Annotated in this window: 11 protein-coding genes; all 11 read right to left on the reverse strand. The window is 46.5% G+C overall.

What is annotated here, in order from left to right:
• Positions 1-10: 10 nt before the first annotated feature.
• The 11 genes from xerC to rplS all read right to left on the reverse strand — a co-directional run bounded on the left by xerC (position 11) and on the right by rplS (position 12,031).
• A complete protein-coding gene (gene xerC, locus ABK447_RS12465) occupies positions 11-928 on the reverse strand; it encodes a tyrosine recombinase XerC (protein WP_032871470.1) in 918 nt (305 codons plus the stop codon).
• A 69-nt stretch (positions 929-997) separates the two neighbouring features.
• Positions 998-2,305 (reverse strand): FADH(2)-oxidizing methylenetetrahydrofolate--tRNA-(uracil(54)-C(5))-methyltransferase TrmFO, encoded by a 1,308-nt coding sequence (gene trmFO, locus ABK447_RS12470; RefSeq protein WP_094031705.1) that lies wholly within the window; start codon positions 2,303-2,305, stop codon positions 998-1,000.
• 64 nt (positions 2,306-2,369) lie between these two features.
• Positions 2,370-4,445 (reverse strand): type I DNA topoisomerase, encoded by a 2,076-nt coding sequence (topA, locus tag ABK447_RS12475; protein WP_007409771.1) that lies wholly within the window; start codon positions 4,443-4,445, stop codon positions 2,370-2,372.
• A gap of 181 nt (positions 4,446-4,626) precedes the next feature.
• On the reverse strand, positions 4,627-5,526 hold the full coding sequence (gene dprA, locus ABK447_RS12480; protein WP_094031704.1) for a DNA-processing protein DprA: 900 nt from the start codon (positions 5,524-5,526) through the stop codon (positions 4,627-4,629).
• A 65-nt stretch (positions 5,527-5,591) separates the two neighbouring features.
• The gene (sucD, locus tag ABK447_RS12485; protein ID WP_003154281.1) at positions 5,592-6,494 is read right to left on the reverse strand and encodes a succinate--CoA ligase subunit alpha; all 903 of its coding nucleotides are present in this window, start codon (positions 6,492-6,494) and stop codon (positions 5,592-5,594) included.
• Between the two features lie 28 nt (positions 6,495-6,522).
• Complete coding sequence (gene sucC, locus ABK447_RS12490; protein WP_094031703.1) at positions 6,523-7,680, reverse strand: ADP-forming succinate--CoA ligase subunit beta; 1,158 nt, start codon at positions 7,678-7,680, stop codon at positions 6,523-6,525.
• A 174-nt stretch (positions 7,681-7,854) separates the two neighbouring features.
• Positions 7,855-8,136: a FlhB-like flagellar biosynthesis protein gene (locus tag ABK447_RS12495; protein WP_015239847.1), complete on the reverse strand. Its 282-nt coding sequence runs from the start codon at positions 8,134-8,136 to the stop codon at positions 7,855-7,857.
• A complete protein-coding gene (locus ABK447_RS12500) occupies positions 8,133-9,836 on the reverse strand; it encodes a hypothetical protein (protein WP_052827416.1) in 1,704 nt (567 codons plus the stop codon). Before ABK447_RS12500 ends, ABK447_RS12495 begins: the two co-directional genes overlap by 4 nt.
• Positions 9,837-9,852: 16 nt before the next feature.
• The gene (locus ABK447_RS12505; protein ID WP_007611398.1) at positions 9,853-10,620 is read right to left on the reverse strand and encodes a ribonuclease HII; all 768 of its coding nucleotides are present in this window, start codon (positions 10,618-10,620) and stop codon (positions 9,853-9,855) included.
• 72 nt (positions 10,621-10,692) lie between these two features.
• Positions 10,693-11,541 (reverse strand): ribosome biogenesis GTPase YlqF, encoded by an 849-nt coding sequence (gene ylqF / locus ABK447_RS12510; protein ID WP_007409766.1) that lies wholly within the window; start codon positions 11,539-11,541, stop codon positions 10,693-10,695.
• Positions 11,542-11,683: 142 nt separating this feature from the next.
• Positions 11,684-12,031: a 50S ribosomal protein L19 gene (rplS, locus tag ABK447_RS12515; protein WP_003154288.1), complete on the reverse strand. Its 348-nt coding sequence runs from the start codon at positions 12,029-12,031 to the stop codon at positions 11,684-11,686.
• Positions 12,032-12,057: the final 26 nt, after the last annotated feature.

Below are 12,057 nucleotides of genomic sequence, written 5' to 3' on the forward strand. Positions count from 1 at the left end.
GGGCCTCCTTTTAATTTTCTTTAAAAGCTCTCGGGTGGTGGGACATATATGTGTTTCTCAGCATTTCCTTCGATACATGCGTGTAAATCTGCGTAGAAGACAGATTGGAATGGCCCAAAAGCTCCTGGACGCTTCTTAAATCAGCCCCTTCATTCAGCAGATGAGTCGCAAACGTGTGCCGAAGCATATGCGGGTGTATATGTAAAGTGCCGGATGCTTTTTTTACAAGCCCGCTTAAAATATACCGGATTCCTCTGGCGGTCAGCGGGCCGCCTCTTTGATTGACAAACAGCACATCATGAGGCTCTTTTGCTTTTTCAAGCAGGCACTGCCTTCCGCTGTTGATATACAGCTCCAGCGCATCACGGGCATATGAGCCGAACGGGATATAGCGCTGCTTCTTGCCTTTCCCGTGAACGAGCACCGTATCCATGAACAGGTCAAGATCGCTGACAGTGAGCGTACAGCACTCACTGACCCTCATTCCGGTCGCATAAAGAAGCTCAAGCAGGGCCTGATCGCGCATCCCTGACGGCTGACTTCTGTCTGAAACAGCGAATAGTTCCTCAAGTTCTTTTTCATAAAGAAACTTCGGAATCCGTTTCTCTTGTTTCGGCAGATGAACAAGCTGAAACGGATTCTCTTCAACAAGCTTTTCCCTCATTAAAAATTTATAGAAGCTTCTCAAAGCTGAAATTTTCTTGCTGATTGTTTTTCTTGACAGGCCTTTTTCATAAGCCTCTGTCAAAAATATTCTCACATCATGATATGCAGCTTCTTTCATTCCATTTATATTTTGAGCATGCAGAAACATCCCAAATTCTTCAATCGAATTAACATAATTCACAATAGTATATTGTGAATAATTTTTTTCAATTTGTAAATATTCAACGAATAACTTTAAAAAAAAGTTAACATTCTCAGTCATTATGAAGACCTCCCTCTCCGAAGGGCTTTTAAATGGTATCATATAATGCATCGAAGTTGCAATGAAAAGCTATATCGTTTTCGAAATAGTTTGAATAGTCTCAATTGCGCGTTTAGCGTATTCTTCATTTCGTTCTTTTTTGTTTTTAATTCTTACAGGCAATTCTTTTAAGAGGCCGAAGTTTGCATTCATCGGCTGGAAGTTCTTCTGATTTGTCGTCGTAATGTAGTGAGCCATGCTTCCTATCGCCGTCTCCTGCGGGAATGTCACAAGATCCTGACCGAGCACAAGTTTGGCGGCATTGATTCCCGCTACAAGACCTGAAGCGGCAGATTCAACATAACCCTCTACGCCGGTCATTTGGCCCGCGAAAAACAGATCGTTCCGCTTTTTAAATTGATATGTCGGATTCAAAAGGCTCGGCGAGTTGATAAATGTGTTTCTGTGCATGACGCCGTATCTGACGATATCAACATTTTCAAGACCGGGGATCAGTTTAAGCACTTCTTTTTGGTCTCCCCATTTTAAATGTGTCTGAAAACCTACAATATTATAAAGCGTTCCCGCCGCATCATCCTGTCTGAGCTGAACGACTGCATAAGGGCGCTTGCCTGTTTTCGGATCTTCCAGTCCGACCGGTTTCATCGGTCCGAACAGCATTGTTTTCTTGCCTCTTTTCGCCATGACTTCAATCGGCATGCAGCCTTCAAAGAAGATTTCTTTCTCGAATTCTTTTAAAGGTACCGTCTCAGCCGTCGTCAATGCTTCATAGAAACGGTCGAACTCTTCCTCTGTCATCGGGCAGTTTAAGTACGCCGCTTCTCCCTTGTCATAACGGGATTTTAAGTACACTTTCTCCATATCGAGGCTGTCTTTTTCGACAATCGGCGCCGCCGCGTCATAAAAATACAGATACTCTTCTCCCGTGAGCTCTTTCAGCTGCTGTGAAAGCGATTCTGACGTAAGCGGTCCGGTCGCGATAACAGTCGGACCTTCCGGAATCTCTGTTACTTCCTCAGTAAGAACCGTTACGTTCGGATGGTTTTTCACGAGATCCGTCACGCTTTGCGCAAATTCATGACGGTCAACGGCAAGCGCTCCCCCGGCCGGAACCGAGCATTTATCAGCAGATTGAATGATTGCCGAGTCAAGGGCCCGCATTTCTTCTTTTAATACGCCTACCGCATTGGCGAGTGTATTTGAACGGAGGGAGTTGCTGCATACCAGTTCGGCGAATTTATCAGTATGATGGGCTGCCGTCTGCCTGACGGGCCGCATTTCATATAGTTTCACTTGAATTCCTCGTTTTGCAAGCTGCCATGCCGCTTCACTTCCGGCAAGGCCTGCTCCGATTACATTAACTGTTTGCTGGTTCATTTCTTTTCATCTCCTGTTGTTTGTCCCTTCCACACAAAGAAGGTGAGCAAGGCTCTGCTCACCGCTACTTCTGTGGTTCTTCCTTATAATCGCATTCGACGCATTGGACTTGTATGCCTTTTTTAAGCTTTTTCTCTACGAGCATATTTTCACATTTCGGGCATTTTCGTTCAATCGGTTTGTCCCAAGATACGAAGTCGCATTCAGGATAACGGTCACAGCCGTAAAAGATGCGTTTCTTTTTTGATTTTCGTTCGACAATGTTTCCTTCATGGCACTTAGGGCATTTTACGCCGATTTGTTTGACAATCGGTTTTGTATTCCGGCAGTCAGGGAAATTGGAGCACGCCATAAATTTGCCGTATCGGCCCATTTTATAAACCATCCGGGAGCCGCATAACTCACAATCTTCATCGGCGTATTCAGGTTCAATTTCCACTTCTTTCATTTCGGCTTCCGCTTTTTTCACGCGTTTTTCGAAATCAGTATAGAAGCTGTCAATGATTTGAACCCATTCTGTCTGGCCATCTTCAACATGGTCAAGGTCTCTTTCCATTTTAGCCGTGAATTCAACGTTAATGATTTCCGGGAAAAACTCCATGATAAGATCCAGCACGATCTGCCCAAGCTCAGTCGGCACAAACCGTTTATTGTCTAATCCCACGTAACCGCGGCGCTGGATGGTGTCAAGAGTCGGCGCATATGTCGAAGGACGGCCGATCCCCAGTTCTTCAAGCGTTTTAACCAGGCGCGCCTCTGTATAACGCGGAGGCGGCTGAGTAAAGTGCTGCTCAGGCTCAATATCTTTCGATAAAACCGTGTCTCCCTCTTTAAGATCCGGAAGCATGCGGTCTTTTTCTTCCAGCTGATCGTCTTTACCCTCTACATAGACTTTCATGAAGCCGGCGAATTTGACTTTACTTCCGTTTGCCCGGAATGTCAATCCGTTATTGCTGAGATCGACGCTCATCGTATCAAGGACTGCAGGCGCCATCTGGCTTGCAACAAAGCGCTCCCAAATCAGCTTGTATAATCTGAGCTGGTCTCTTCCAAGCACCGCTTTTAAGTCGGCAGGTTTTCTGAGCACCGAAGTCGGGCGGATCGCTTCGTGGGCATCTTGTGCGTTTTCATTTTTCTTTGCCGGTTTCCGTTTTCCCGCTAAGTACTCTTTTCCGTACGCCTGATCAATAAAAGCTGACGCTTCTTCAACGGCTGTATTGGAAATCCGCGTTGAGTCCGTTCTCATATACGTGATGAGCCCGACTGTCCCTTCTTTGCCGAGATCAATTCCTTCATATAATTGCTGCGCGATCATCATCGTTTTCTTCGCTCTGAAATTCAGCTTTCTTGCAGCCTCCTGCTGCAGAGTGGACGTTGTAAACGGCAGAGCGGGATTTCGTTTGCGCTCTTTTTTCGTAACCTTGTCAACTGTATACTTATTGCCTTTCAGCTGAGCAAGGATGGCTTTTACGTCTTCTTCGCTTTTTAAAGGAAGCTTTTTGCCGTTTTTTCCGAAAAATCCGGCTTCAAACGTCTCTTTTCCTTTTAAAAATGAGCCGGTAATCGTCCAGTACTCTTCAGGTTTAAAATCGTTGATTTCCTTTTCCCGGTCGATGATCAGCCGGAGCGCAACGGATTGCACACGGCCCGCACTGAGGCCTTTTTTTACTTTTTTCCAAAGAATCGGGCTGATTTTGTATCCGACGAGTCTGTCTAGTATGCGGCGCGCCTGCTGCGCATCGACAAGATCCATATTAATCATGCGCGGATGTTTAAATGATTCTTTAATGGCGTCTTTCGTTATTTCATTAAAGACGACCCGGCAGTCCGAGCTGAGATCCAGATCAAGACTGTGTGCGAGATGCCATGCAATCGCTTCCCCTTCTCTGTCGGGGTCGGCCGCGAGATAAACTTTTTTTGCTTTCTTTGCCGCTGTTTTTAATTCTTTTAAAACAGGGCCTTTTCCGCGGATCGTAATATATTTCGGTTCAAAGTTCTGTTCGATGTCAACTCCCATTTGACTTTTCGGAAGATCCCGGACATGTCCCATTGAAGCTTTGACTTTATATTTCTTCCCTAAATAACGTTCAATCGTTTTCGCCTTTGCCGGCGATTCCACGATGACTAGATAATCAGACATTTTCATCCCCCTCAAGAGGTGTTCTCTCTCTTTTCAAGTATCAATTCATTTTAGAGCTGCCTTTTTATGGCTTTCAACATTTCATTCTTTATGATGAACGTCATTTTATACATGAAAATAATGTGCAACTTTAAATCCTCACTATTATTAAATATTACAATACCGTTTGTCAAACGATATTTCAAAAGGGTTCCGTATACTGAACGCATCGGGCGGTCAGCTCTCCGTCAATATCCTCTGCGCATAATACAGCTTTCGCCCCTTCTTGAATGAGTTTTATAGGTCCTCCGGAATATGGATTAAATATGGAACCCGGAACGGCAAATACCTCTCTGCCTTGATCGAGAGCCTGGTAAGCTGTGATTAATGAACCGCTTTTTTCTTTTCCCTGCACGACCACAATTCCTTCACTTAGTCCGCTGATTATGCGGTTTCTCATCGGAAAGTGCCATTTTTTCGGCTTTGTTTCAGGAGGATGTTCTGAGAGTAGGAGATGGTGTTCAGCCATGTATTCTGCTAACAGGAGATTTTCCCGGGGATAGATGTGATGGAATCCGCCGGCTATCACGCCGATCGTAAGCCCTTTTGCCCTGATGCTCGCCTTATGAGACAATCCGTCTATACCGGATGCAAGCCCGCTTACAATGACCCAGCCTTTTTTTGAGAGTTCGGCGGAAAGATGCCCAACCGCTTTTATTCCGTCTTCCGTCGGTTTCCGCGTTCCTACAATCCCGATTTTTCTGCCTTTTTCAAGAAGCAGCGTGTTCCCTTTTGCATACAAGACAGCCGGCGGATCATAAATCGCTTTAAGCCATGTTGGATAGCGGCTTGATGAAATCGGAATGACAGTAATGCCTTCGCGGCGGTAATCGGACAGAACTTCATCAAGTTCCGGATCCTTGCGCTCTATTTCCCGAAAAATTGCTTCCGGGGCTGTTTTCCCTTCTGATAAAACAGTTAATGGATGCGGATTCGGTAAAAAAGACAGAGAGTGATCAGCTTTCCACCATTTTAATAGAAGAGACGGGGAAATGATTTGATTAATACTGCAGACCATTAAACAGCGCGATGCTTGATCCAAATCTGGAAACCTCCTCTTTTTTTCAGCAAAAACAGGAACAGCCGTTACGGCTGCCCCTGCTTCGATCAGTGAGTTTTGCACGTTTCAAACAAGCCTTTTTCTTTTAACACCTTAATCAGCGTTTCACCCATTACAGAAGGGGTTTCCGCGACTTCAATTCCGCAGGCGTTCATCGTTTTGACTTTTTCTTCTGCCGTGCCTTTTCCTCCGGAGATGATGGCGCCCGCATGGCCCATGCGTTTTCCCGGAGGCGCGGTTTTACCGCCGATAAAGCCGACAACAGGCTTCGTCATGTTCGCTTTCACCCACTCAGCCGCTTCTTCTTCAGCTGTGCCGCCGATTTCTCCGATCATGATGACTGCATGTGTTTCAGGATCTTCGTTGAACGCTTTTAACACGTCAATAAAGTTCGTGCCGTTGACCGGATCGCCGCCGATCCCTACAGCGGTAGATTGGCCTACGCCGGCTTCTGAAAGCTGATGGACGGCCTCGTATGTCAATGTTCCTGAACGGGACACAACGCCTACATGGCCCTTTTTATGAATGTATCCCGGCATAATGCCGATCTTGCATTCTTCAGGTGTAATAACACCAGGGCAGTTCGGCCCTATTAATCTCGTTTTCTTGCCTTCCATAAAGCGCTTCACTTTCACCATGTCCAAAACCGGAATGTGCTCAGTGATACAAATGACAAGATCAATTTCCGCGTCAACCGCTTCCATAATTGCGTCCGCCGCAAACGGAGCCGGCACGTAAATAACTGACGCATCTGCGCCCGTTGTATGAACCGCTTCTGCGACCGTATTGAATACCGGTACGCCTTCCGCTTCCGTTCCGCCTTTTCCAGGTGTTACACCGCCAACGATATTCGTGCCGTATTCCAGCATCTGCTTTGTATGAAATAAAGCGGTAGAACCTGTAATCCCCTGTACAATAACTCTTGTATCTTTATTGATAAAAACACTCATTATCTGGTCCCCTGCCTTTCATTCTTTCCTAAACTAAGGATACTATTTTCTGTGCGCCGTCTGCCATTGATTCCGCAGATGTGATGTTTAAGCCTGATTCATTCAGGATTTTCTTTCCTAAATCTACGTTTGTCCCTTCAAGGCGCACGACCAGCGGCAATGTCAATCCGACTTGTCTCGTCGCTTCAACAACGCCCTCGGCGATGACATCACACTTCATGATGCCTCCGAAAATATTGACGAAAATTCCTTTTACGTTTTGATCGGAAAGAATGATTTTAAAAGCTTCCGTAACTTTTTCTGCGGTTGCGCCACCCCCGACATCAAGGAAGTTTGCAGGTTCTCCGCCGTAGTGTTTAATGATATCCATAGTAGACATTGCAAGACCCGCGCCGTTTACCATACAGCCGATATTTCCATCAAGGGAAATGTAGCTTAAATCGTAATTTGACGCTTCGATTTCTTTCGGATCTTCTTCATCTAAATCTCTGTATTCCATAATGTCTTTTTGTCTGTATAACGCATTGCTGTCGAAGTTCAGCTTAGCATCCAGCGCCATGACGTTTCCGTCCCCCGTAACGACGAGAGGGTTGATCTCGGCGATGGAGCAGTCCTTCTCAACAAATGCTTTATATAAACCGAGCATAAATTTAGCGGCTTTGCCGACAAGCTCTTTCGGGATGTTAATTGCGAATGCAATTTCCCTTGCCTGATAGCCCTGAAGGCCGACAGCCGGATCAATTACCGCTTTTTTAATTTTTTCAGGTGTTTTTTCCGCTACTTCTTCAATCTCCGTTCCGCCTTCTTCAGACGCCATTAAAACGATTCTTGAAGTAGCGCGGTCAAGTACAAGCCCGACATAGTATTCCTTTTTAATATCGCAGCCTTCTTCAATAAGTAAGCGTTTTATTACTTGTCCGTCCGGACCCGTTTGATGTGTGACGAGCGTCTTGCCTAACAGTTCTTCGGCATACTCTTTCACTTCATCTTTTGTTTTTGCAATCTTTACCCCACCAGCTTTGCCGCGGCCGCCAGCATGGATTTGCGCCTTTACGACATAAACCGAGCTTGACAGGCTCTCTGCTTTTTCAACTGCTTCCTCTGCTGTAAAAGCCACTTTACCTTCAGGAACAGACACCCCGTATTTTCTGAGGACTTCTTTTCCCTGGTACTCATGGATATTCATTTCCCATCCTCCTAACTTATGTAGCAAAACTAAAAATAGACTGCGCTTTCATTCTATATAATACTGGAAGAATTGTCTAGGGTTCAAAACAAAATCTTTATATCCTTCCAAACATTCTAACTTTTATTTTATTGAAAATATAAATTTAAACGGAGTCCGGGAAATGAATGGTCCTTATTTTTCGTTTTTCAGGGTTTCGTCCAGTTTGTAAACAAATGAAAAAATTTCGGCAACGGTTTCATAAAGCGCCTCCGGTATCTGATCGTCAACCGTCAAATGGCGCATTAATTCGACAAGGGTTCTGTCTTCCTGAATGGGAACCCCAGCCTTCTCAGCTTCTTTTATAATATTTTCCGCCACGTGCCCCCTGCCTGTTGCGACAACCTTCGGGGCTTGGTCTTTCTGCCGGTCGTAATGCAGGGCGACAGCTCTTCTTAACGGCGTTTGCTCTTTCATATTTTCACATCCACTTTTCTTCCGCCGTCTTTTTCTATAAACTCTTCCACAAGAGCGCTCTGGTCTTTCGGGCGCCGTTTTTTAGCCGTGACGCCTGACAGGCTGAAGCCCGTTTCTTTTACGGCTTCTTTTAAAGCCGGTACGAGAGGGTCGATGGCCGCCTGAAGCTCAAAATCAGTCTCAACCGTAATGGTCATTACATTTTGCTGAATCATGCAGTCCACAACGGTTTCTTGCAGTGTTTCAAGGTGCAGCAAAAACAGGAGCCTGCAATGTGACGGATCGAGTTTTCCGTCCGGCTTCTTCCGTCCTTTAAAGAGAACTGTGATGTCATTCTCATACGCGGACGCTCCCAGCGGAAATGACAGCACCATCTGCGTAAAAGAAGGGTTATGCTGCTCAATAAACAGCTGGCCGTTTAATTTATGAATAAGCGGTTCCGCCTCTTGTTTAACGGATTGGGGCGCTTCTTGAAGCGTCCGGACGGCTTGGAGGGCTGTTTTCAGCGCTTGTTTCTCCGGCTGCGGAGACACGCCTTTTTCAAGCGCTGTAATGAATGATAATTCATCACGTGTGCCCAGTCCTTTTTTGATTTTCTGCAAAAGGCTTAATACATCATGTTTTTCTGCATATTTCAATTCGGTGAGCTGAGCGGCTTTTTCGAAAACAGCCGCCTCCTGTTCTGTCAGTTGTGCGTTTTGAAGAACAGGTGCTGTTTTAAATGTTTTTTCTTGAGAAATGAAAGCCTTAATGATCTCCGCCGTTACTTTTACGGGACGGTTTTCAGTTTTTTCTGCCGATGTCATTAATTTCTCTATAATCTGTTTTGCCGTTTTTTCAGGCAGTTCCGGATTTGCCCGTGCACTCGGAGGAGAAGGCTGGCTTGAGACTGCCTTTCCGTTTTCACGAGTCTCTCGGACAAATGGTGATTGTTTTGATTCCGTCCGTTCTCCTTCATCCATCAGCCCGGTTTCTGAGAGCGGCATGCGTGCAGCCTCGGCAAGCTTCTTCAGGAGACGTTCTGCATGAAGATCCGTTTCCGCGTTTAACACGTCAGAAACCGCCTCTTTGAGCACAGACAGCTCTTTTGCCGATTGCGGAGCCTGATTGATTGCCTGAAGCAGTCCTGAGAGGAGGCGCCGGGTCGGAACCGGATATTTAACGGCATGAATGGCTGACAAGACTTCCGGATGTGCGGGCAGTTCCCGTTTCAGCGCAAATACGATTGTTTCCGCCGCTTTTTTCAATTCGGCGGCCGGAAGCGATTCAGCCCAGCGGATGCAAGCTTTGAGGCTGTTTTCCGTCATCGGCAGCTTCTGCTGCATAAACGTTTCGGCAATCTGCAGAGACACAGGGCCTGGTTTGACAGAAAGAGCGTTTAACAGTCTTCCCGCCGCTTCCTGAACGGTTTTCGGGCTTCCTTCGAATTGGTCAATGACATGAAGCCGGCCTGTTTTTTCCGCCGGCTGTTTGTCATAAGAAAACCAGTAATACGCCTGCGGACGAAGGGCGGTTTCAAGTTTTCCCTGCATCGTCCGGCCGCCGATTTGGATAAGGGCGCTTTGATCGTCCAGCAAACGGAGAACCTTCCCTAACAGCAGCCTTTGAGCGCCGCTGTCTTTACCGCCGTCTTGCCGGTCCGGAGGGATTTCCGCCGTCAGCTGTCTGAAAGCCGCTTGGATTTCGCCGCTTATGTTCATGTCTTAAGCCTCTTTTCTAACAATAAGATTGAACGGGAGCGAACGTTTTTCGGTGAATAGTTGTCGGTCCGTATGCCTGAAGAGCTTCAAGATGTTCTTTCGTTCCGTAGCCTTTATTTTTTTCAAAGCCGTACATGGGGTAGGTTTTGGCGTACTCAGCCATGAGACGGTCCCGCGTTACTTTTGCGATGCAGGCTCCGGCGGCAATTGACACGCTTTTGGCATCCCCTTTTATAACTGATGACTGCGGAATGTCAAGCGGAAGGGTCATGGCATCAACAAGCAGATAATCAGGTGTTTCCGTTAAAGCATTGACGGCTTTTACCATCGCCAGTCTCGCGGCCTCATAAATGTTGATCCGGTCAATGACGTCCGCATGGACAATGCCGACTCCTACAGCCGCCGCTTCTTCCGTGATCCGGCTGTAATACTCCTCGAGCTTCTTTTCCGACAATTTCTTCGAGTCCGTGAGACCGAGAATCTCGCATTCTGCCGGCAAAATGACGGCGCCGGCGACAACCGGTCCGGCAAGCGGCCCTCTTCCGGCTTCGTCAACACCCGCAATCAGGCGGAAGCCCTTTTTGGATGACAGTCTTTCGTATGCCGTCATGTTCAGCCATTGCTCTTTAAGAGCTTTTTCCTTCGCGTGCTTTTTCAGCCATTGCTCTAAAAGCGTCTGTACGCTTTTTCTCGGGTCTTTCTCACATTGGGCAAGGAAGGGGTCGCTTTCGTCCCTGACCTCTTGCAGGCGTTCTTTTACGCTTTTTACGGTTAATGTATTCACGTTCTCTTCTCCCTTACATTATGTATATCGGTATTCTGCGGAAAAAATAAAGACCCGCATCGCTGCGCGTCTTTATTCTGATGGTGTTTCAAATGAAAGCCTGCCGAATTTTTCCGTCCGGATGTCCCGAATGATGACTTCCGTTGTTTTATCATAGTCAACCATTCCGCCGCCCATCAAACAGCCGCGTTTTTCACCGATCGCGTCGAAAAGAGCGGCGATATCCTCAGGGATTTCCTGAAGTCCGTAGCGCTCCTTCAAGCGGTCGGGATAATGCTCTTCCAGAAAGCGCAGCCCGAAGACGGCCACATCCTGCAGGTTGATAATCGTATCTTTAATCGCCCCGGTGATCGCCAGACGCAAGCCGACAAGCTCATCTTCAAATTTAGGCCATAAAATTCCCGGTGTATCGAGCAGCTCTAATTCCTTGCCTACCTTTACCCACTGCTGTGAAGTGGTAATGCCGGGCCTGTCTCCCGTCTTGGCAATGTTTTTTTTGGCCAGCCGGTTAATGAGCGTAGACTTGCCGACATTCGGAATGCCGATGATTAATGCGCGGATTGCTCTTGGCCTAACACCTTTTGCTTTCATTTTATCGAACTTATCTTTCAGCAGCTCTTTCGATGACGGCACGATTTGATGCAGTCCCTGCCCGTTAACGGAGTTTATTGAAAGAGAGGGAATGCCCTGTTCCTGAAAGTGGTCCTTCCACTGAGCAGTCACAGCCGCATCCGCCTTATCGGCTTTATTTAAAAGCATAATGCGCGGCTTATTCTTTAAAATCTCCTCAATCATCGGATTTCTCGATGACATCGGGATTCTCGCATCCACCAATTCGTATACGATATCAATTAATTTCAGTTTTTCTGTTACTTCCCGTCTCGCTTTAGCCATATGGCCTGGGAACCATTGAATGGTCATGTGACTTCGACACCTGCCTTATTTACCGGAACCGGATGTTCCGATGATCTCTTATGTATTTTACGTTGCTTGTTCTGCTTTTACAAATTTCATATAAAAAAAGAGCCTGTTACGGGTAACAAGCTCTTTTCGTTCGTTATCATTATCGTCTGATTTCTTTAATACGAGCCGCTTTTCCGCGAAGTTCACGCAGGTAGTAAAGCTTAGCGCGACGTACTTTACCGTAACGTACAACTTCGATTTTCGCGATTTTTGGTGTGTGTACAGGGAATGTACGTTCAACGCCAACACCGTAAGAAATCTTACGAACTGTGAACGTTTCGCTGATTCCACCACCACGACGCTTGATCACAACACCTTCGAAGATCTGGATACGCTCACGATTACCCTCAACAACTTTTACGTGTACACGTAAAGTGTCACCAGGACGGAACGCAGGAAGATCAGTGCGAAGCTGTTCTTTTGTGATATCTTGAATTAGTTTTTGCATCGTTTTCAACTCCTTCCAACAGATGC

It is taken from the genome of Bacillus sp. hwrm1, from assembly GCF_040207805.1.
Taxonomy (GTDB): Bacteria; Bacillota; Bacilli; order Bacillales; family Bacillaceae; genus Bacillus; species Bacillus velezensis.

What these genes read in the sequence shown, in the direction of transcription:
- xerC (WP_032871470.1), bottom strand. Translation starts at nt 928, where the DNA reads ATGACTGAGAATGTTAACTTTTTTTTAAAGTTATTCGTTGAATATTTA.
- trmFO (WP_094031705.1), bottom strand. Translation starts at nt 2,305, where the DNA reads ATGAACCAGCAAACAGTTAATGTAATCGGAGCAGGCCTTGCCGGAAGT.
- topA (WP_007409771.1), bottom strand. Translation starts at nt 4,445, where the DNA reads ATGTCTGATTATCTAGTCATCGTGGAATCGCCGGCAAAGGCGAAAACG.
- sucD (WP_003154281.1), bottom strand. Translation starts at nt 6,494, where the DNA reads ATGAGTGTTTTTATCAATAAAGATACAAGAGTTATTGTACAGGGGATT.
- sucC (WP_094031703.1), bottom strand. Translation starts at nt 7,680, where the DNA reads ATGAATATCCATGAGTACCAGGGAAAAGAAGTCCTCAGAAAATACGGG.
- ABK447_RS12495 (WP_015239847.1), bottom strand. Translation starts at nt 8,136, where the DNA reads ATGAAAGAGCAAACGCCGTTAAGAAGAGCTGTCGCCCTGCATTACGAC.
- ABK447_RS12500 (WP_052827416.1), bottom strand. Translation starts at nt 9,836, where the DNA reads ATGAACATAAGCGGCGAAATCCAAGCGGCTTTCAGACAGCTGACGGCG.
- ylqF (WP_007409766.1), bottom strand. Translation starts at nt 11,541, where the DNA reads ATGACCATTCAATGGTTCCCAGGCCATATGGCTAAAGCGAGACGGGAA.
- rplS (WP_003154288.1), bottom strand. Translation starts at nt 12,031, where the DNA reads ATGCAAAAACTAATTCAAGATATCACAAAAGAACAGCTTCGCACTGAT.